Raw genomic sequence first — 19,395 nt, 5'->3', positions numbered from 1 at the left:
CATCCCCTCAGGGCAGTATCTTGGATACTATCGGTTAGCGGGAGACGGGGCACGCCCCGTCTCTACATTTAAATAAACACTTTTAACGAATATTGGTAGACTGTAAGTAAACCCTCTGTTATATTTGCAGTCATAAGTAGAACTATAAATAGAGAGAGTATGAAAAAGATTATCACATTAAGCTGTCTGATGTTGCTTTGTTCTTTTGCCGGCATGGCACAGAAGTTCGCTTTAATCGACATGGAATATATATTGAAGAATATTCCGGCTTACGAAATGACAAACGAGCAGTTGAGCCAGGTTTCCAAAAAGTGGCAAAATGAGGTGGAGGCAATTCAGCAAGAAGCTCAGAATATGTATAAGAACTATCAGAGTGATTTGGTATTCCTCTCTGCCGAGATGAAGACAAAACGGGAGGAAGAGATCGTGAAGAAAGAACAAGAGGCACAAGACCTGAAGCGTAAGTACTTCGGTCCGGAAGGTGAGTTATACAAGAAGCGCGAGAGTTTAATGAAACCAATCCAGGATGAGATTTATAACGCGGTGAAAGAAATCTCGGAAGACAAAGGGTATCAAGTCGTTTGGGATCGAGCTTCTGCCATGAGCATTATTTTCGCTTCTCCGAAGATCGATATCAGTAATGAAGTGCTGATTAAGCTAGGATATTCAAAATAAATGCTTATATTTGTGCGCTTTATGCATGAATAGTGTGAAAGCTTGATTAATAACAAAGTAATTATATAGTAAAAATGAAGAAACTTATTGTTTTATTGTTGATGATTCTCCCGTTGGGAGCTATCGCTCAGGAAGTTAAGATTGCGTTTGTAAAAACTCAAGAGGTGTTTATGGCTATGCCGGAAGTATCGGGTATGGAAAAACAAATGGCAGACTTGAATGAGAAGTATAGAGTTGAGTTGAAGCAGATGCAAGATGAATACCAAAAGAAATATTCAGATTTCGTAGCGCAGCAGGATTCATTGACAGAAAATATTAAGTTGAGAAGAATGCAGGAGATCCAGGATATCCAAGGACGTATGGATAACTTCGTGCAGGTAGCTCAACAAGATGTGCAGAAGAAACAACAAGAATTGTTACAACCAATTCAGCAAAAGTTGCAAGACGCTATCCAAAAGGTAGGAGCGGAGAAAGGATATACTTATATCATTGACCCGGCGGCTTTGCTTTATACGGGGACTGACGCGGTAGATGCGACTCCGTTTGTTCGTACGAAACTTGGGTTGAATTAACGAGAGAATTTTATTCCATGGAATAAAAAAGGGTGTTTTCCGGAAGGATTGCACCCTTTGCACTTTATAAAAGAAGGTTCTGATATGTTTTCACAAGCTCCCGGTCCGATCGGTCTTTTTGATTCAGGTTATGGTGGACTTACGATCTTTGATAAGATTCATCAATTGATGCCCGGTTATGATTATGTTTATCTAGGTGATAATGCCCGCTCTCCTTACGGGACTCGTTCGTTCGAGGTCGTATATCAATTTACCCGCCAGGCGGTATCATATCTGTTTGAGTCGGGATGCCAGTTAGTGATTTTAGCTTGCAATACGGCATCCGCGAAAGCGCTTCGTACGATCCAGCAAAAAGATCTGCCCGGATGGGATTCCAATCGTCGTGTACTAGGGGTGATCCGTCCTACGGTAGAATTAGCGGATACGATCAGCCGTACCAAACATATAGGCATCGTGGGTACGGGCGGTACGATCTCGTCCAACTCTTATACGATTGAGATCGGTAAGATGTATCCACATATCCGAGTGACGGGCGAGGCTTGCCCCATGTGGGTTCCTTTGGTGGAGAATAATGAGTTCAATTCCCCGGGAGCGGATTACTTCGTGAAGAAACATATTGACCATATTTTATCCGTAGATCCTCAAATTGATACACTTATCTTAGGATGTACCCATTATCCCCTATTGATGGATAAGATACGTGCTTTTCTTCCTTCCGGCATCACCTTATTCTCGCAAGGCGAGCATGTGGCAGAGAGTTTGCGAGATTATTTACGGCGCCATCCGGAAATGGATCATAAACTGACGAAGGGTGGAAGTTGCCGTTTCCTTACCACGGAATCGGCAGAGAAGTTTTCCGAGACAGCTTCCATCTTCCTGAATACTCCGATATCAGTCTCCCAAATTTCCTTATAAAAAGTAGGGATTGATAGTCTGTTTATGCTACTGCATACCTATTGTGGTACCTCCGCAAAGCAGTTGCGGCACTACTGTACGTTTTTGCGGTACTATATCTGTAACGACCGGTGTTTTCCTTATTGAATACTTTTACCGAACGGAGCCAGCGCTAAAGTCGCCATTTTAAAGTGTTGCATACCGAAAGGGATACCGATGACCGTGATACATAGTAAAAGGCCGAACCCCAAATGCGTAAGGCAGATCCAAAAGCCTCCTACGAATATCCAGATAATATTCATGATAAGTGATAAACATCCACCGGAGTTCCCCTCGTCTACGACACGGCTGCCGAAAGGCCATAAAGCCAGTATCGACAGTTTCAAGGTCTGGAGGCCAAAGGGTATGCCAATGATCGTAACCATTAGTACTAAGCTGGATATCAGATACTCTACGCTAGTGATAATCCCGCCGAAGAGTAACCATATTATATTCCCCAAGAATTTCATACGCTAGTTATTTAAATGGTTGATACTGTCTTTCTCATATATAACAGACGCTTTACTCACCGTGGCTATATGAAAGCTATCTATTTCCGCTAGGATTCGCTGTTTAACTAAAGCGAAACTATCCCTGTAGGCCGGTTTTACCGGTTCGGAGGGAGGAGCTTCCATTTTCAGCGGATCGATAGGTTGCCCGTTTTTATGGACACGGAAATCTAGGTGCGGCCCGGTAGAGAGTCCGGTAGATCCTACATAAGCGATTTCTTGGCCTTGCTGTACATGACTGCCTACTTGGATTCCTTTGGCAAAACGGCTTAGGTGCATGTAGGTCGTGGTGTATACGGAGTTATGTTTCACTTTCAAGAAATTGCCGCCGCCCTTCTGGTATCCTTTGGCTATGACCGTGCCGGCCCCTATGCTGCGTACCGGCGTACCTATCGGGGCTGCGTAATCTACCCCGTGGTGTGCTCTGTAACGTTTGAGGATCGGGTGGAAACGGGCGTTCGTAAAACGGGAAGTGATCCGGAAAAAGTCTAGTGGCGCTTTCAGGAACGCTTTTCGAAGGCTATTCCCTTCTTCGTCGAAGTATTCGAAAACGCTGTCTTGTGTGAAGGGAATCGCTACAAACTCTTTGCCTTGGTGTGTAAAGATAGCCCCTTCGATGGAGGCGATGCTCAAGGCTGTCGTATCGTCTATGTAAGCCTCATTATATAACACCTTGAATGAGTCGCCGTCTTTAATATCGAAGAAGTCGATCTGCCAAGCGTACACGTCCGATATCTTGATCGCCAGATACGGATCGCCTCCATTAGCCTTGATAACGTTCCATAAAGAAGAATTTAAGACTCCTTCCGTATACTTTTTCTTGAGGGTTATCGACTTACTGAATTCATAGGCGTTGATCGTATCGCCGGTCAAGTCGATTACGGCGTAATCCGTCAAAGACTTGGCGAAAGCGATATATCGGATTGTCTCTAAAGTATCTACCGTGGAGAATGTGTAATAATGCATGCCGGCCCGTAATTTCGTGGGATCAAGTACGTGAGCGGATGCCTTGCTTATACTGTCTGCTTTCAAGGCCGTGAAACCTAAGTCGGAGAATATGGAAGCGGGGTTATCTCCGTTTCTCATCAAATATTCTTTTACATCCAAGGAATCTATGCAGATGCCGTATTGGTATAGGTGTTGTGAGCTGTCCACCCATTGTGTATCCATGTCTGCGTCTTCCGTGGGTTGTTGGGGATGTTTGCAGGCGAAACAACTAATCAACATTAGTAATACGATACATATAGGTAATTTCTTGTTCATTTCTCTTCGTTTGTTCATCAAAGTTATTCAACCGGATACAAACTTACGGAAAATAATATAAATAGCGAAACCTATTTAACGTAAAGCTTTGTACCTTTGCGGACTCGTAAAAAAGATGTTTAGGTAGAAAGCAGATCAATGGACGTGTATAGACTATTCCGCACCCCGAAAGGGTTGAGAGGCAAATTATTTAAGTTAACAGGGCCTATATTTCTGGAAACCTTGCTGATGCTGACTTTAGGCGTAGTGGATACGCTTATGCTGAGCCATCATTCTGACAACGCTGTGGCGGCGGTCGGTGTGGTTAACCAATTGTTGAACATGGTATTCCTGTTGTTCAATATTACCACGACCGGAACGTCTGTCATGTGCGCTCTCTATTTCGGGGCGAGAGACAATAAAAGTTTTATTCAAGTACTAGGAACTTCCTTGCTGTTTAACGCGGGGATCGGTTGCTTGATCAGTTTGCTGCTTTTCCTGTTTGGCAAAGAGATGCTGGTCATGATGGATATCCGTCCGGATTTGATGCCGGACGCTGAGACTTATATGCATATCGTCGGAGGATTTGGTTTCTTCCAGGCGATTAGTTTCACGATATCCGCGGTGCTCCGTGCGGCGAACAAACCGAATTATGCGATGCAGGTGACCTTGCTGGTCAATGTATTGAATGTGTTTGGAAATTATACGTTGATATTTGGCCATTTTGGTTTTCCAGCCCTTGGTGTGCAAGGGGCGGCTATCTCTACCTCTGTTTGCCGGGGAGTGGCGATGACACTTTTGTTTATCATGCTGTTCAAGCGGTTGGTGCCTCGTATCCCTTTGGCTTATTTCCGTCCGTTCCCGTTTCAGAAGTTGAGAGATGTATTGAAGATCGGTTTACCTTCGGCGGTGGAACAGATCTCGTATGATGCCTCGCAGGTGACGATTGTTTACTTTATCAATATGCTGGGAAATGAGTACTTGACGGCTCGTGTTTATGTGATGAATATCGTGATAATCGGGTATATCTTCTCTTTGTCGATTGCGCAAGCTACTTCTATTTGTACCGGCAACTTGGTTGGCGCAAGGAAGAAACAAGCCGCTTATCTGTTGAGTTGGTATGCTTGGAGAAGATCGTTGCTGATTACGTTGATTGCGAGTACGGGAGTTTATCTTTTGGGCCGTCCTTTATTGGGGATATTCACGGAAAACCAAATGATTATAACGATCGCAATGGGAGCGTTGCTGGTAGACGTGCTCTTGGAGCAAGGACGGGCTACGGTGCTATTGTTCTTATTCTGTCTGCGTTCGGTAGGAGACGTGGTAGTACCGGTGATTATCGAGTTATTTTGTATGTGGTTCTTCGCCGTATTTTGCGGATATATGTTTGGTATTGTGTTTGGGCTAGGTTTAGCGGGGATGTGGTTCGCCTTCGCTTTGGATGAATGTTCCCGGGGAATGGTACTTTGTTTACGGTGGCGAACGCAGAGGTGGAAAACAAGGATATTAATCAAGAATCCTGTTAATATAAGCTAAAACAGGGTGCTATTGGGAACATTTCGCCTTTTATTTGCGTCTTACTAATGACAATAGATATTTTATAAAAGATTATGAGGAATATGAAAAAGGTATTGTTTTATGCATTTTTGCTTCCCGCTTTCGTCGGGATGATGTTTTCTTGTTCAGACGCCAAGACAGATGTAAAGAAGTTGGAAGGAAAATGGAACGTGGTAGAAGTAAAAGGTGAGAAAGTCTTGGAAGAAGGTTTGCCACAGATGAACTTCAATATGGCAGAGAAGAAATTACATGGAAATACAGGTTGTAATTTATTCAATACGACGATCACGCTAGATCCGGAAGATATATCTTCTATCACGATCGCTCCGGGTGCGACAACCATGATGGCTTGTCCGAATATGGATTTGGAGACGAGTGTGCTTCAATCGATGGATCAGGTTCGTTCCGTGAAGGCTGGAAAAAATGAGAATGAGATGTTGTTGGTAGACCAAGATGGTAATGTATTATTAGTATTGGAGAGAAATTAATGAGAAAAGGTCTTTTTTATATTTGCCTGCTTTTGGTAGGTATCGGTTTGTTCGCCAGTTGTAAATCCAAGAAAGTGGCGGTAGCTTCTTTCTCGGATCTGGATGGTGAATGGGGTGTCGTGGAAATGAACGGTAAGGCGTTGAATCCGGAGGAGACTCATCAGGTCTTGGAATTTGACGTGGCTCGTCAAGGGCTTTCGGGAAATGCCGGTTGTAATCGGTTGATGGGAAAGATCGAATATAATGATGCTTATAAAAATATCATCAAGTTCCCGCAGGTAGCGACTACCCGGATGGCTTGTCCGGATATGAGCGGCGAACGTGAACTATTGGAGGCATTGAATAAGGTGGTCCGGTTTGAGGCACAAGGAGGAATGAAGCCTGTTACGGAAATCGCCTTGTTTGGTACCAATAATGATAAGTTGCTAGTGCTTAAGAAACAAAAATAAAATCCCCCATTGTAGAGACGGGGCGTGCCCCGTCTCATCCTAAAACCGTCTCATCCCATCTCACCCTTCCTAAACCTTTCTATCCCCCTCTAAACAATCATCCTCTATTTTTTATTCTGAGTAGGATAATCTGGATAAAGTAAATACTTTTTACGCATAGCCTTGTATTGATCCAACTCAGGTTTCCAGCTCTCCCGTATCTCATCCTCGGATACCCCCCTTATGATTTGGTAGCGAAGTTGCTTCGTTCCAGCCAATAAGTCGAACCAATTCGGGCGGGAGAAGAAAAAGGCTTGATCCTTTCCAGCTTTATTGTAGAAGTCGAGGAAGAATTGCAAAGTCAATCCTCCTTGGAACGGATATTCCCGCAAATCTACACCGTAACAAAGCTTGTCTTTTTGCAAAGGATTGGTATCGAAGCCGGGCAAGGAAGTCGGGGTGAAAGTGAAATCCCCATATTTAGGGTCCGGGAAACCCAATACCTGAAATGGATAATAGGTGCCTCTTCCCACGCTGATATTCGTAGCCTCAAAAAAGCAAAGCGACGGATACAGGCGGATAGATTGATCGTTCGGAAGGTTCGGGGAGGGCTTGACCGGCAACCAATAAGGGTCTCCGTGTTTCCAATTCTCCATCTTGACGATCTTTAGCCGGCAAGTATCGGGCGTACTTTTCAGCCAGCCCTCCTTATTGATCATCCAAGCCAGTTCCCCAACGGTCAAGCCATGCAAGATCGGGAGTGGATCGACCCCTACAAAAGACTCGAATCCTTTCTGGCGGATCGGCCCGTCTACGAAATCATTGGGGTTCGGGCGGTCTAATACGATAAACTCTTTGTCATTCTCGGCACAAGCTTCCATTACGTAGTGCATGGTGCTTATATAAGTATAGAAACGGGCTCCTACATCTTGTATGTCGAAGACGATTACGTCAAGGTCACTGAGTTGTCCGGCAGATGGTTTCTTGTTTTTTCCGTAAATAGAGATAATCGGGACACCTGTCTTCTGATCTCGGCTATCTTTTATCTCTTCTCCGGCATCGCCGGTTCCCCGAAATCCATGCTCAGGAGCGAATACCTTTTTGACATCTACCCCTTCTGCCAATAATGCGTCTAATAGGTGAATTTGCTGTTTTTCCAAGATGGAAGTTTGGTTGACCACCAATCCGACCCGTTTATCTTTAAGCAAACGAGTGATGATATCCATCCGCTCGGCACCGAGCTTTAACGGGGCGTTTTGTGAATAGACTGTCGGCGTCAGGGTTACTAGCAAGATCAAAAGAAAGATCATCCGTTTCATATACATTATATTATATAAGCTCATACTCGCAAAAGTACGAAATGTTTTATTAGGATGAAATACTTTGTTTCATTCCAAGATGGAAAATCCCTATCTTTGTGTTTCAAAAGAGCAAATAAGGAATAAAAGAATGGAACCTCTTGATATAATTAAGAAATATTACCCGGAAGACTCGGAGGCTTTTCGGATTTTAGTGACACATAGCCGGAGCGTGGCGGATAAAGCTTTGTGTTTGGCCCGGTTACACCCGGAAATGAATCTGGACTTGGTTTTTATTGAAGAAGCGGCCATGTTGCATGACATAGGGATCTTTTTATGCGACGCTCCCGATATTGATTGCCATGGAAAAGCGGCCTACATCTGTCATGGTTATCTGGGAGCTGATTTGATGCGGAAAGAGGGATATCCTCGTCATGCCTTGGTTTGTGAAAGACATACGGGGACGGGACTTTCGCTTGCGATGATCGAGGAACAGAACTTACCCGTCCCGCATCGGGATATGCGCCCTGTCTCGTTGGAAGAGCAACTGATCTGTTTCGCTGATAAATTCTATAGTAAAACTAAGCTGACGAAAGAGAAACCGGCGGATAAGATAAAACAAAGTTTATCCAAGTATGGAAATGAGACGGTTGAACAGTTTGAACGTTGGTGTAAACTCTTTTTAGGGGAATAAAAGCATAAGGGCTCGTTTATTTGTTATACATTTGCACGCTGTAACACACTGCAAAGAACGAAGTAATGTTTTTGATATATAGAGTCCTAATCATTCTATTCGTTTTCCTCTTGGGAGGCTTGGGCGTGCAGGCACAGGAGGTTGTCGCTCCTGCCGATAGCTTGGCGCAGACAGACTCTCTCTTGGTGGCTCCTACGGATAGTACAACGCTAGCGGAAGATTCTGTTCCCAAGAAGAAGACCGGGCTAGATGCCCCGGTCAGCTATCAAGCAACCGATTCTATTGTGATGACAGCCGGTAACTGGGCTTATCTATTCGGCGAAGGCGATGTCAAATATCAAAATATCGAGTTACAATCCGAATTGATCGAGATGAATATGGATAGTAGCGTCGTATTCGCTAAGTTCGGGCTCGACTCTATCGGCCAGGAATTTGGTTATCCGTTGTTCAAGGAGGGCGACCAACAGTATGAGTCGAAGACGATGCGGTATAATTTCGATACCAAGAAAGGATATATTACGGATGTGATTACCCAACAGGGCGAAGGATATGTTACCGCCGGGCGAACGAAAAAGATGGAGGGAGATATCTTGAATATGGTGGGGGGCAAGTACACGACTTGCGATGAGCATGAGCACCCGCACTTTTATATCCAGATGACCAAGGCGAAAGTACGTCCGAAAAAGAATATCGTCACCGGTCCGGTTTATATGGTTTTTGAGGATGTTCCCTTGTACCCGATTGGGCTTCCTTTCTGTTTTTTCCCGTTTTCCGATACTTATTCGTCCGGTATTATCATGCCGACTTTCGGGGATGAGTCTGCCCGGGGATTCTTCTTGCGCGATGGTGGTTATTACTTCGCTTTGAGCGACTACATAGACTTGGCGCTGACAGGTGAGATTTATACGAAAGGTTCGTGGGGATTGTCGGCGCGTTCCTCTTATCGCAAGCGGTATAAGTTCTCGGGAGCTTTCAACGCCTCCTATCTTGTGACTAAGACGGGAGACAAGGGGTTGCCGGATTATAGCCTGTCGAAAGACTTCAAGGTAAACTGGACGCATACACAAGACGCGAAGGCAAATCCTTACTTGTCGTTCTCGGCGAGTGTGAACTTTTCTACATCATCCTACGACCGGAATAACCAGAACAGTTTGTACCCGAACTCTAACGGATATGCCGATGTGAACCAGAATACGAAAAGTTCATCCATCAACATAACGAAACGTTTCCCGAATAATCCCTTCACGATCTCAGGTACGATGAGTATCAACCAGACAACTCGTGACTCCTCTATTGCCGTGACCCTGCCTAATATGACAATTACAATGAGCCGTATATTCCCTTTTAAGCGGAAACATCCGGTGGGAAAAGAACGTTGGTATGAGAAAATCTCCATGAGCTATTCCGGAACGTTTAGTAATAGTATCACGACAAAGGAAAACTTATTGTTTAAATCGAATTTGATCAGGGATTGGCAGAATGCTATGCAACACTCGATTCCGGTAAGCGCTACTTTCTCGGTGCTCAAGTACTTGAACATTTCTCCTTCTTTTAATTATAAGGAACGTTGGTACACTAGTAAGATCGAGCAGGAATATGATACACAGAAACAGAGCTTGGTAGCACGGGATACGACATATGGTTTTTATCGTATCTATGATTTTAACGCTTCTATATCAGCGTCTACAACCTTGTATGGATTTTATAAGCCATTACCCTTCTTGGGGAATAAGGTTGAGATGATCCGTCACCGTTTCGAACCGTCTATCACGGTAAGTGCCCAGCCGGATTTTTCCTCTTCTCGTTTTGGTTTTTATGAGACTTATGTGTACCAAGACGCAAATGGTAAGGATCGTGAGTATACCTACTCTCCGTTTGCCCATAACATGTATGGTGTTCCGGGTACAGGCAAACAAGGGAATATCAGTTTCGACGTAAATAACAATATTGAAATGAAGGTACGTTCAGACAAAGACTCTACCGGATTCAAGAAGATTAGCCTGATCGATAAGTTGTCGTTGGGAATGAGTTACAATATGGCGGCCGACTCTTTTAAATGGAGTGACTTGAGTGTCGGTTTGCGTCTGAAACTTTCTAAAAGTTATACATTAAACCTGAGCGGTCAATTCGATACCTATACTTATGATGAGAATGGACAACGTGTAGATATACCTCGTTGGAAAGCGGGTAAGGGAATCGGTCGTCTGAGAGGGACTAGTACTAGTTTTTCCTATACATTTAATAATGATACGTTCAAGAAGTGGTTCGGAGGAGAGGATACTTCTTCGGATAAATCCGGGAATCAGTCGGCTTCCACAGATCCGAATGCCGATTCGGATGGCTTAGCGGACGGGGAGAGTGATGGGGAGAATAAGGAAAACGGCGGTCGCCTGCTAGGTAAGAAGAAAGAGACGGGAGAGACGGATGCCGATGGCTATTTGATTACCCAAATCCCGTGGAGCCTTTCGTTTAACTATGGCTTGTCTTTGCGCTATGGTAATTTTAATCGTTCGAAGCGGGAATATGATTATGCCTTGACTCATTCCCTGAGCTTTAACGGAAATATACAGCCGACAAAGAATTGGCGTTTTAACTTTAGCGCTACATACGATTTTGACGCTAAGAAGATCTCTTATATGACTTGTAACGTGACTCGTAATTTGCATTGTTGGCAAATGACGGCTAGTTTCGTGCCGGTCGGTCCTTATAAATCCTATACCTTCAGTATCGCTGTAAGTTCTTCGTTATTGAAAGACTTGAAGTATGATAAGAGAAGTAATTATAGAGATGGGCAACAATGGTATTAAAAAGCGAGAATTGATAATTATTTTGATCGTATAGCCATAATTATCAATTCTCGGTTATATCAGCTCGATTTACTCTTACCAATCAATGGGAGTTTGTCCTGTCGCTATCAAATAGTCATTGGCTTTGCTGAAATGTTTATTTCCGAAGAATCCCCGGTAAGCGGAGAGAGGAGACGGATGGGCCGATTTAAGAACCAAGTTACGGGATGGATCAATGAAAGCCCCTTTCTTCTGTGCGTATGAGCCCCATAAGATATAAACGATATGATTCCTCTCGGCCGCTAAACGGTGAATAACAGCGTCGGTAAAAGTCTCCCAACCTCTGTTTTGATGGGAACCGGCTTGATGCGCTCGCACCGTAAGCGTAGCGTTTAACAATAATACGCCTTGATCGGCCCAACGAGTCAGATTACCGGTTGTTGGAACCGGGTGCCCTAAATCATCTTGTATCTCTTTGAATATATTGATGAGAGAAGGGGGGAAAGGTACCCCGTCTTGGACAGAGAAACAAAGTCCATGCGCCTGTCCCGGCTCGTGATAAGGATCCTGCCCAAGAATAACGACCTTTACTTTATCGAACGGGCAATGTTCAAAAGCGTTGAACATGTAAGGACCGGGAGGATAAACCGTACCTTGGCGGTATTCTTGTCTCACAAAATCGGTCAATTGCTTGAAATAATCTTTCTCAAACTCATCGGCTAACCGTTTTTTCCAGCTTTCTTCAATTTTTACATCCATAATATAATATTGGCAGTTAACTAAATCAGCATCATGCCTGCCGCACGTGCTTCCTTGCGCATCTCATCAGGCCAGATGCTCGCCTGAATCTCTCCGATATGAGCCTTACGAAGATAGAACATACACAGGCGGCTTTGCCCGATACCGCCACCGATACTCTGCGGAAGTTCGCCGTTTAAGAGACGTTTATGAAAATATAATTCTTTTTTCTCCTCGGCTTTGCAAATATCCAACTGGCGTAACAAGGCTTCCTTGTTGACACGGATACCCATAGAAGATAATTCCATGGAACGGTTTAGTACATCGTCCCAAACCAATAAATCCCCGTTTAATCCGGTTTGTCCGTTCTCGGCGATCGTAGACCAATCATCGTAGTCCGGAGCACGTCCGTCATGCTTCTCACCATTACTTAGCGAGCATCCGATACCAATAATGAATACGGCCCCGTATTCCTTGGTGATAGCGTCTTCCCGCTCTTTCGGTGTAAAAGTAGGATATTTTTGTAACAAATCCTCGGAATGAATAAAATGAATTTGTTGAGGTAGGGTCGGACGGATCTGAGGGAACATCTCGTAAACTAAGTATTCGGTACGAACCATGGCTGCGTATATGCGGCGAACAATCTCCTTGAGGAAATCGATATTCCGTTCATTTTCGCTCATCACACGTTCCCAATCCCATTGATCCACGTATAAAGAGTGTAAATTACCAAGTTCCTCATCAGAGCGGATGGCGTTCATATCGGTATAAATACCATAACCTTCCTCGATTTGATAATCGGCGAGTGTCAGTCGTTTCCATTTGGCGAGTGAGTGTACGATCTCGGCTTTGGAATCGTTTAAATCCTTGATCGGAAAAGTAACGGCTCGTTCGACCCCGTTAAGGTCATCGTTGATACCCATGCCCTTAAGTACGAATAATGGTGCGGTTACGCGTCTTAGGCGTAGCTCGGATGAGAGATTTTGCTGGAAAAAGTCCTTGATCTTCTTGATTCCCATTTCAGTCTGGGATAAGTTAAGTAAGGCTTTATACCCTGTGGGTTTAATAAGATAGCTCATATACTTGTTGTGCTTTGTGTTTGTAAAATATGTGCGGCAAAGATAATGATTAATGGCAAAATAACAAGAATATGATCATTCTTATTTGCAAAATGGCAGGATATATAAAAGACTTATAAGCAAAATATCAGAAGCAAAATATTTCTTTCATGTATTTGCTTAAGTAATATATTATATGTACTTTTGCACAGTCTTTGGCTCGGTAGCTTAGTTGAATAGAGCGTCAGATTCCGGTTCTGAAGGTCGTGGGTTTGAGTCCCACCCGGGTCACGAGAAGTTCTTTATGATCGATCATAAAGAACTTTTTTTATGCGTTGATTTGAATCCCTGTCGTGAATATGATAAACCGCTTTCTTTAGGGGCATGGAGGTTAAATATTCTAAAACACTTTCGGCTTACTTATTTTATTTGTTCTTTTGCGGAAAAATTAGGGGATGTGTGCTTTATACGCATCTCCTTAATTTATTTAACTTTAATAAGTGAGAGTCTGATGGCTGAAAATAAAAAAGTTAGTTCTGTTTCTTTCTTTAACTCCCGTCTTACATCTGTAATTAGTATCTCCTTGGTACTATTCTTGTTAGGACTCATACTTTTGATAGGAACGCTGGGAAATAAACTCTCCGTTTATGTGAAAGAGAACTTATCTTTCTCCATTGTGTTGAAAGATAACCAAAAAGAAGCTGAGATAAAGAAAATGCAAAAGAGCCTGGACGCTCTTCCCTTTATAAAATCAACCGAATATATATCGAAAGAGCAAGCTGCGAAAGAGCTGGAGGAGGAACTGGGGGAGAATCCGGAGACCTTCTTAGGCTTCAACCCTTTACAGGCTTCGATCGAGGTGAAGCTACATTCGGAATATGCTAATCCTGATAGTCTTCAAGTAATAGAGAGGAAGATCAAGAAATACACATCAGTCTCGGAGTTACTTTACCGGAAGGATATGATGGAGATGGTCCATAATAATATGAAACGGCTGAGTTTGGTCTTGCTCACCTTGGCGGCGGTATTGATGGTTATCTCATTCGTCTTGATCAGTAATACCATTCGTCTGTTGATTTATTCCAAACGATTCTTGATTCATACGATGAAGCTTGTGGGGGCTACTTCCGGCTTTATACGTAGGCCCTTTGTAAAATATAACATAGTAAGTGGTATTTTCGCTTCTGTTTTGGCAATATTGATGCTAACCGGAGCGTTATATTATTTGCAAAATGAATTGAAAGGTTTTATCCAGATATTGGATATGCAAACACTGCTGCTGGTTTATGTGGCGGTGCTTGTTTTAGGTATAGTCTTGTCCGTGATCGCAACCATTTTTGCCGTGAATAAATATTTGCGGATGGGTGTCGATAAGTTGTATTATATTTAAATGTACGAATAATAAAGAGTTGAGAAAATGGCTAAAAGAGATTTTGCTTTCGGGAAAGAGAATTTTATACTAATCGCAGTAGCAGTTGCCTGTATCGTGCTTGGTTTCATATTAATGAGTGGTGGAGGTTCCGGGGATAACACGTTTAACCCTGATATATTCAGCGCACGCCGTATCGTGGTAGCTCCGGTGGTTACGGTTATCGGTTTTGTGATGATGATTTTTGGAATACTGAAGAATAGCAAAGATAAAGAAGTAACAGAATGAGTTGGTTTGAGGCCTTGGTACTGGGAATCGTACAGGGATTGACCGAATATCTGCCGGTGAGCAGTAGCGGTCATCTGGCGATAGGTTCAGCGTTGTTTGGTATAGAGGGAGAGGAGAATCTTGCGTTTACGATCGTCGTGCATGTGGCGACCGTATTCAGTACGTTGGTAATCCTTTGGAAGGAAATCGACTGGATATTCCGCGGTTTGTTCAAATTTCAGATGAATGCGGAGACAAGGTATGTGATCAATATTTTAATTTCCATGATCCCGATCGGGATCGTTGGTGTATTTTTTAAGGATACGGTGGAGCAAATCTTCGGATCCGGTTTATTGATCGTTGGTTGTATGTTGCTCCTGACAGCGGCTTTGTTGGCATTTTCCTATTATGCCAAGCCGCGAAAGAAAGAGTCGATCTCGATGAAGGATGCTTTCATCATTGGTTTGGCCCAGGCTTGCGCCGTGATGCCGGGGTTGTCTCGTTCCGGATCTACGATCGCTACCGGTTTGTTATTGGGGAATAATAAGGCGAGATTGGCTCAGTTCTCTTTCTTGATGGTAATTCCTCCGATCTTGGGAGAGGCGTTGTTGGATGTCTTGAAGATGATGAAAGGCGAAGATGTAGCCGGAGATATTCCTGCGTTATCATTGATGGTAGGTTTCGTGGCCGCTTTTATTTCTGGTTGTGTGGCTTGTAAATGGATGATCAACATCGTGAAAAAAGGGAAACTGATTTACTTCGCTATCTATTGCGCAATCGCAGGAGTGGTGACAATTGCTTGTACGTTACTGAAATAAAGAATGGATTTTATAGCAGGAGAGATTTTATATTTTAATAAACCGCTAACGTGGACTTCTTTTGACCTGGTGAATAAATTTCGCTATAAGCTAAGTCGGAAACTAAAGGTAAAGAAGATTAAAGTTGGACATGCGGGGACGTTGGATCCCTTGGCTACGGGTGTGATGATCGTTTGTACCGGAAGGGCCACGAAGCGGATTGATGAGTTTCAATATCAGACGAAGGAATATGTCGCTACATTGAAATTGGGAGAGACTACCCCATCTTTCGACTTGGAGAAAGAGATAGACGCTGTGTATCCCACGGAGCATATAACTCGTGAACTTGTAGAGAAGGTTTTAAAGACATTTGTGGGTACGATCCAGCAGATCCCCCCGGTATTCTCTGCTTGTAAGGTAGAAGGCAAGCGAGCTTATGAGCTAGCCCGAAAAGGAGAGGAAGTTGAACTAAAATCCAAGACATTGGTTATAGACGAACTGGAGTTGCTGGAGTGCAATTTGCCTGTCATAAAGATACGGGTGGTATGTAGCAAAGGAACTTATATTCGCGCTTTGGCCCGTGATATCGGGAGAGCCTTGAATTCTGGAGCCCATTTGATTGGCTTGGAACGGACTCGTATCGGGGAAGTAACCTTGGAGATGTGTATGTCTCCGGAAGAGATCGATGATTTCTTGGAAAAGAATGTGGTAAAAATAGAAGAAAAATAAAAGAGTGCATTATGAAGCTTTCGAAATTCAAATTTAACTTACCGTCGGAATTAATCGCTTTGAATCCGGCGAAGAACAGAGATGAGTCGAGGTTGATGGTCGTTCATCGCGATACCGGTGAGATCGAGCACCGCGAATTCAAAGGTATTCTAGACTATTATGGAAAAGGTGACGTGTTTATTTTTAATAACACGAAAGTCTTCCCCGCTCGCTTATATGGCAATAAGGAGAAAACAGGAGCGCGTATCGAGGTGTTTTTGCTGCGAGAACTGAACGAGGATTTACGCTTATGGGACGTGTTGGTTGATCCGGCCCGTAAGATCCGTATCGGTAATAAACTATACTTTGGCGAGGATGATTCCATGGTAGCTGAGGTAATCGATAATACGACTTCACGCGGTCGTACACTTCGTTTCTTATATGACGGGAATCATGATGAATTCAAGAGGGCTTTGTATGCCTTGGGCGAGACCCCACTACCTAAGTATATCGAACGCGAGGTGGAACCGGAAGATGAGTATCGGTATCAGAATATCTTCGCCACGGAAGAAGGCGCTGTCGTGGCTCCCGCTGCCGGATTGCATTTTAGCCGTGAGTTGATGAAGCGTTTGGAGATTAAAGATTGCCAGTTCGCTTTCTTGACTTTGCATTCGGGATTGGGTAATTTCCGTGAGATCGATGTGGAGGATTTGACAAAACATAAGATGGACTCCGAGCAAATGGTCGTAAACGCTGATGTGGTGAATATCGTGAATAAAGGAAAGGACGATGGGCACAAAATTTGTGCGGTCGGTACTTCTGTAATGCGTGCGATCGAGACTGCTGTAAGCACGGATGGCCATTTAAAAGAATTCGAGGGCTGGACAAATAAGTTTATCTTCCCTCCGTATGATTTCAGCGTAGCTACTAGTATGGTGACGAATTTCCATATGCCATTGTCTACCTTATTGATGATGACTGCTTCTTTCGGTGGTTATGAGCTGATCATGGACGCTTATGATATCGCTTTGAAAGAGAAGTATCGTTTTGGTGCTTATGGCGACGCTATGCTAATTCTTTAATCCGATCTTTATGGCGACAGCTTACCTTGGATTAGGTACGAACGTAGGCAATAAACGAGGAAATTTGGTGACAGCCTCAGCGTTGTTGGCTGAAAGGGTGGGAGATGTTCTCGCCCTTTCTGATATGTATGAGACGGAGCCTTGGGGATTTGAGTCTGAGAACACTTTCTTGAATGCTGTGATTGTCCTGATGACGGAGTTTTCCCCCATCGAATTATTAGATGCTACCCGCCAGATCGAGATCGAGATGGGGCGTATCAAGAAAAGCGACGGCTCGTATCATGATCGTATTATCGATATTGATCTATTAATGGTGGATGAGCAGATCATACATACGGAGCGCTTGATACTGCCACATCCTCTGATGCATAAGCGGTTGTTCGTTATGGAACCGTTGGTGGAGGTCGCTCCGTTGGTTAAGCACCCCGTATTGGGAAAGACGATGAGTGAACTTTTATCTGAATTGTAAGTTTTAGTTATGAACCAAGAGATTTGAGTTATGAATAAAGAAATTAATAAAGCGATGACGCAAGGAATCGTCTTCAAGAAAGCGAAAAGTGAAGCGGTAGATCCGAATGGAAAAAAAATCAAGTTCTCTGATTTCCTTAAAGGAACACATGGTTCTGATTCAGCGAAATGGAAAGCTAGCTTTAAGTATAAAAAAGCCCTGCGTAATACCAAGAAGAAAAAATAATCTTCAGTTTTCAACATTCAATTCTCAATTATTACGTATCTTTGTACAAGAATTGGCGTGGATAGATTTGTATTGCTTGCAACCACGGGAAAAAATGCTAAAAACATATCCGTTTCGTAGCCATCCGGCAGAAAAATCTTTCCAAGCTCAATTCATTTGTAGATTAGTAATCTTTTCAATTAAAAACGATGAGTTATTTATTCACCTCCGAATCGGTGTCTGAAGGACACCCCGATAAAGTAGCCGATCAAATTTCGGATGCTTTGCTGGATGAGTTCTTGGCCTACGACAAGAACTCGAAAGTTGCTTGCGAAACCCTTGTTACAACCGGGCAGGTTGTCTTGGCTGGAGAAGTTAAATCAAGTGCGTATGTAGATGTGCAGGAAGTGGCACGCGGCGTGATCGAGAAGATTGGTTACACGAAAAGCGAGTACCAGTTTGAGGCGAAATCATGTGGCGTATTCTCTTCTATTCATGAACAGAGTGGTGACATAAACCGTGGTGTGGAGCGTGCGGACCCCTATGAGCAGGGTGCCGGCGACCAAGGTATGATGTTCGGTTATGCCACAAATGAGACTGATAATTATATGCCGCTAGCGTTGGACTTATCTCATAGCTTATTATGGGAATTGGCAAAGATTCGCAAGGAAGAGTTGGATTTGATGCCTTATTTGCGTCCGGACGCTAAGAGCCAGGTAACGATTGAATATGATGATAACGGTAAGCCGTTGCGTATCGATACGATTGTCATATCCACGCAGCACGACGAGTTTATCGGTCCGAAAGGTATTTCACAAGAAGAAGCGGATGAGGCTATGCAAAAGAAAATCGCCTCAGATGTAAAGAATATCTTGATTCCTCGTGTAAAGGCGCAATATCCGGCTCATGTACAGGCTTTGTTCAATGATAATATCATTTATCATGTGAATCCGACTGGTAAGTTCGTGATTGGTGGTCCTCATGGTGATACCGGTCTGACCGGTCGTAAGATCATCGTAGATACGTATGGTGGCAAAGGTGCTCATGGTGGTGGTGCTTTTTCTGGAAAAGATCCTTCTAAGGTAGACCGTTCGGCTGCTTACGCCGCTCGTCATATCGCCAAGAATATGGTGGCCGCCGGCGTGGCAGACGAGATGTTGGTACAAGTGTCTTATGCGATCGGTGTAGCCAAGCCGATGAATATTTTCGTGAATACTTTTGGCCGTGCGAAGGTAAATCAGACAGACGGCGAGATCGCCGCTAAGATTTGGGATATCTTTGATATGCGTCCGAAAGCGATCGAGGAACGTTTGAAATTACGTAACCCTATTTATTTCGAAACCGCCTCTTATGGTCATATGGGACGTAAACCACAGGTCGTTACTAAGACCTTCTCTTCCCGTTATCTACAGAAACCGGTTGTTTGCGAGGTAGAGTTGTTCACTTGGGAGAAACTAGACTATGTAGATAAGATCAAGGAAGTATTTGGCTTGTAATATTCCTTTCTTAGATAACATTGCT

General features: G+C 43.7%; 21 protein-coding genes and 1 tRNA gene. 17 read left to right on the top strand and 5 right to left on the bottom strand.

The window, feature by feature from the left end:
- The first annotated feature begins 159 nt into the window (after positions 1-159).
- From Q0110_RS04420 to murI, 3 genes are all read left to right on the top strand, one after another.
- Complete coding sequence (locus Q0110_RS04420; RefSeq protein ID WP_297903145.1) at positions 160-675, top strand: OmpH family outer membrane protein; 516 nt, start codon at positions 160-162, stop codon at positions 673-675.
- 74 nt (positions 676-749) lie between these two features.
- The gene (locus tag Q0110_RS04415) at positions 750-1,247 is read left to right on the top strand and encodes an OmpH family outer membrane protein (protein ID WP_297903141.1); all 498 of its coding nucleotides are present in this window, start codon (positions 750-752) and stop codon (positions 1,245-1,247) included.
- Positions 1,248-1,331: 84 nt separating this feature from the next.
- The gene (gene murI, locus Q0110_RS04410) at positions 1,332-2,162 is read left to right on the top strand and encodes a glutamate racemase (protein WP_297903138.1); all 831 of its coding nucleotides are present in this window, start codon (positions 1,332-1,334) and stop codon (positions 2,160-2,162) included.
- Positions 2,163-2,281: 119 nt separating this feature from the next.
- Here the strand turns inward: murI and Q0110_RS04405 are convergent, their stop codons facing one another.
- Together Q0110_RS04405 and Q0110_RS04400 are read right to left on the bottom strand one after the other, a co-directional pair.
- Complete coding sequence (locus Q0110_RS04405; RefSeq protein WP_297903128.1) at positions 2,282-2,650, bottom strand: YccF domain-containing protein; 369 nt, start codon at positions 2,648-2,650, stop codon at positions 2,282-2,284.
- A 3-nt stretch (positions 2,651-2,653) separates the two neighbouring features.
- Positions 2,654-3,952, bottom strand: a complete 1,299-nt coding sequence (locus tag Q0110_RS04400; RefSeq protein WP_297903125.1) for a peptidoglycan DD-metalloendopeptidase family protein — start codon at positions 3,950-3,952, stop codon at positions 2,654-2,656.
- Between the two features lie 138 nt (positions 3,953-4,090).
- On the opposite strand from Q0110_RS04400, the gene Q0110_RS04395 reads away from it, so the two are divergent.
- The 3 genes from Q0110_RS04395 (at position 4,091) to Q0110_RS04385 (ending at position 6,425) form a co-directional block, all read left to right on the top strand.
- Positions 4,091-5,467 carry an MATE family efflux transporter gene (locus Q0110_RS04395; protein ID WP_297903122.1) on the top strand — a complete coding sequence of 459 codons (1,377 nt, stop codon included), beginning with the start codon at positions 4,091-4,093 and terminating at the stop codon, positions 5,465-5,467.
- 74 nt (positions 5,468-5,541) lie between these two features.
- Positions 5,542-5,976 carry an META domain-containing protein gene (locus tag Q0110_RS04390; RefSeq protein ID WP_366139644.1) on the top strand — a complete coding sequence of 145 codons (435 nt, stop codon included), beginning with the start codon at positions 5,542-5,544 and terminating at the stop codon, positions 5,974-5,976.
- Complete coding sequence (locus Q0110_RS04385) at positions 5,976-6,425, top strand: META domain-containing protein (protein WP_297903116.1); 450 nt, start codon at positions 5,976-5,978, stop codon at positions 6,423-6,425. Before Q0110_RS04390 ends, Q0110_RS04385 begins: the two co-directional genes overlap by 1 nt.
- 104 nt (positions 6,426-6,529) lie before the next feature.
- Here Q0110_RS04385 and Q0110_RS04380 read toward each other — a convergent pair whose 3' ends face one another.
- Positions 6,530-7,723, bottom strand: a complete 1,194-nt coding sequence (locus Q0110_RS04380) for a DUF1343 domain-containing protein (protein WP_297903114.1) — start codon at positions 7,721-7,723, stop codon at positions 6,530-6,532.
- Positions 7,724-7,853: 130 nt separating this feature from the next.
- Here Q0110_RS04380 and Q0110_RS04375 point away from each other — a divergent pair, with 130 nt between their 5' ends.
- Together Q0110_RS04375 and Q0110_RS04370 are read left to right on the top strand one after the other, a co-directional pair.
- Complete coding sequence (locus Q0110_RS04375; RefSeq protein WP_297903110.1) at positions 7,854-8,396, top strand: HD domain-containing protein; 543 nt, start codon at positions 7,854-7,856, stop codon at positions 8,394-8,396.
- Positions 8,397-8,461: 65 nt separating this feature from the next.
- Entirely contained in the window at positions 8,462-11,203 is a 2,742-nt protein-coding gene (locus Q0110_RS04370; RefSeq protein ID WP_297903107.1) for a putative LPS assembly protein LptD, read from the top strand.
- Between the two features lie 75 nt (positions 11,204-11,278).
- Here the strand turns inward: Q0110_RS04370 and ung are convergent, their stop codons facing one another.
- A complete protein-coding gene (gene ung / locus Q0110_RS04365; RefSeq protein WP_297903104.1) occupies positions 11,279-11,941 on the bottom strand; it encodes a uracil-DNA glycosylase in 663 nt (220 codons plus the stop codon).
- A gap of 20 nt (positions 11,942-11,961) precedes the next feature.
- Positions 11,962-12,999 (bottom strand): aspartate--ammonia ligase, encoded by a 1,038-nt coding sequence (asnA, locus tag Q0110_RS04360; RefSeq protein ID WP_297903101.1) that lies wholly within the window; start codon positions 12,997-12,999, stop codon positions 11,962-11,964.
- A gap of 196 nt (positions 13,000-13,195) precedes the next feature.
- On the opposite strand from asnA, the gene Q0110_RS04355 reads away from it, so the two are divergent.
- From Q0110_RS04355 to metK, 9 genes are all read left to right on the top strand, one after another.
- A tRNA-Arg gene (locus tag Q0110_RS04355) sits at positions 13,196-13,269 on the top strand.
- Positions 13,270-13,489: 220 nt separating this feature from the next.
- Entirely contained in the window at positions 13,490-14,368 is an 879-nt protein-coding gene (locus tag Q0110_RS04350) for a permease-like cell division protein FtsX (protein WP_297903098.1), read from the top strand.
- Positions 14,369-14,395: 27 nt separating this feature from the next.
- Positions 14,396-14,635, top strand: a complete 240-nt coding sequence (locus tag Q0110_RS04345; RefSeq protein WP_005853907.1) for a DUF3098 domain-containing protein — start codon at positions 14,396-14,398, stop codon at positions 14,633-14,635.
- On the top strand, positions 14,632-15,432 hold the full coding sequence (locus Q0110_RS04340) for an undecaprenyl-diphosphate phosphatase (RefSeq protein ID WP_297903084.1): 801 nt from the start codon (positions 14,632-14,634) through the stop codon (positions 15,430-15,432). The genes Q0110_RS04345 and Q0110_RS04340 overlap by 4 nt, the downstream gene beginning before the upstream one ends.
- A gap of 3 nt (positions 15,433-15,435) precedes the next feature.
- A complete protein-coding gene (truB, locus tag Q0110_RS04335) occupies positions 15,436-16,140 on the top strand; it encodes a tRNA pseudouridine(55) synthase TruB (protein WP_297903081.1) in 705 nt (234 codons plus the stop codon).
- A gap of 11 nt (positions 16,141-16,151) precedes the next feature.
- Complete coding sequence (queA, locus tag Q0110_RS04330) at positions 16,152-17,201, top strand: tRNA preQ1(34) S-adenosylmethionine ribosyltransferase-isomerase QueA (protein ID WP_297903078.1); 1,050 nt, start codon at positions 16,152-16,154, stop codon at positions 17,199-17,201.
- A gap of 10 nt (positions 17,202-17,211) precedes the next feature.
- On the top strand, positions 17,212-17,670 hold the full coding sequence (gene folK / locus Q0110_RS04325; RefSeq protein ID WP_297903075.1) for a 2-amino-4-hydroxy-6-hydroxymethyldihydropteridine diphosphokinase: 459 nt from the start codon (positions 17,212-17,214) through the stop codon (positions 17,668-17,670).
- Positions 17,671-17,700: 30 nt separating this feature from the next.
- Positions 17,701-17,895: a hypothetical protein gene (locus Q0110_RS04320; protein ID WP_297903071.1), complete on the top strand. Its 195-nt coding sequence runs from the start codon at positions 17,701-17,703 to the stop codon at positions 17,893-17,895.
- Between the two features lie 188 nt (positions 17,896-18,083).
- Entirely contained in the window at positions 18,084-19,370 is a 1,287-nt protein-coding gene (gene metK / locus Q0110_RS04315) for a methionine adenosyltransferase (protein ID WP_297903069.1), read from the top strand.
- Positions 19,371-19,395 lie beyond the last annotated feature (25 nt).

It is taken from the genome of uncultured Parabacteroides sp. (assembly GCF_947855115.1).
GTDB lineage: Bacteria > Bacteroidota > Bacteroidia > Bacteroidales > Tannerellaceae > Parabacteroides.
Note: the sequence above shows the minus strand (reverse complement) of the source record. Positions and strands in the feature narration are given on the sequence as shown.

Bases quoted from the DNA above. Each gene is read 5' to 3' on its own strand.
- Q0110_RS04420 (WP_297903145.1), top strand. From the start codon at position 160: ATGAAAAAGATTATCACATTAAGCTGTCTGATGTTGCTTTGTTCTTTT.
- Q0110_RS04415 (WP_297903141.1), top strand. From the start codon at position 750: ATGAAGAAACTTATTGTTTTATTGTTGATGATTCTCCCGTTGGGAGCT.
- murI (WP_297903138.1), top strand. From the start codon at position 1,332: ATGTTTTCACAAGCTCCCGGTCCGATCGGTCTTTTTGATTCAGGTTAT.
- Q0110_RS04405 (WP_297903128.1), bottom strand. From the start codon at position 2,650: ATGAAATTCTTGGGGAATATAATATGGTTACTCTTCGGCGGGATTATC.
- Q0110_RS04400 (WP_297903125.1), bottom strand. From the start codon at position 3,952: ATGAACAAGAAATTACCTATATGTATCGTATTACTAATGTTGATTAGT.
- Q0110_RS04395 (WP_297903122.1), top strand. From the start codon at position 4,091: ATGGACGTGTATAGACTATTCCGCACCCCGAAAGGGTTGAGAGGCAAA.
- Q0110_RS04390 (WP_366139644.1), top strand. From the start codon at position 5,542: ATGAGGAATATGAAAAAGGTATTGTTTTATGCATTTTTGCTTCCCGCT.
- Q0110_RS04385 (WP_297903116.1), top strand. From the start codon at position 5,976: ATGAGAAAAGGTCTTTTTTATATTTGCCTGCTTTTGGTAGGTATCGGT.
- Q0110_RS04380 (WP_297903114.1), bottom strand. From the start codon at position 7,723: ATGAAACGGATGATCTTTCTTTTGATCTTGCTAGTAACCCTGACGCCG.
- Q0110_RS04375 (WP_297903110.1), top strand. From the start codon at position 7,854: ATGGAACCTCTTGATATAATTAAGAAATATTACCCGGAAGACTCGGAG.
- Q0110_RS04370 (WP_297903107.1), top strand. From the start codon at position 8,462: ATGTTTTTGATATATAGAGTCCTAATCATTCTATTCGTTTTCCTCTTG.
- ung (WP_297903104.1), bottom strand. From the start codon at position 11,941: ATGGATGTAAAAATTGAAGAAAGCTGGAAAAAACGGTTAGCCGATGAG.
- asnA (WP_297903101.1), bottom strand. From the start codon at position 12,999: ATGAGCTATCTTATTAAACCCACAGGGTATAAAGCCTTACTTAACTTA.
- Q0110_RS04350 (WP_297903098.1), top strand. From the start codon at position 13,490: ATGGCTGAAAATAAAAAAGTTAGTTCTGTTTCTTTCTTTAACTCCCGT.
- Q0110_RS04345 (WP_005853907.1), top strand. From the start codon at position 14,396: ATGGCTAAAAGAGATTTTGCTTTCGGGAAAGAGAATTTTATACTAATC.
- Q0110_RS04340 (WP_297903084.1), top strand. From the start codon at position 14,632: ATGAGTTGGTTTGAGGCCTTGGTACTGGGAATCGTACAGGGATTGACC.
- truB (WP_297903081.1), top strand. From the start codon at position 15,436: ATGGATTTTATAGCAGGAGAGATTTTATATTTTAATAAACCGCTAACG.
- queA (WP_297903078.1), top strand. From the start codon at position 16,152: ATGAAGCTTTCGAAATTCAAATTTAACTTACCGTCGGAATTAATCGCT.
- folK (WP_297903075.1), top strand. From the start codon at position 17,212: ATGGCGACAGCTTACCTTGGATTAGGTACGAACGTAGGCAATAAACGA.
- Q0110_RS04320 (WP_297903071.1), top strand. From the start codon at position 17,701: ATGAATAAAGAAATTAATAAAGCGATGACGCAAGGAATCGTCTTCAAG.
- metK (WP_297903069.1), top strand. From the start codon at position 18,084: ATGAGTTATTTATTCACCTCCGAATCGGTGTCTGAAGGACACCCCGAT.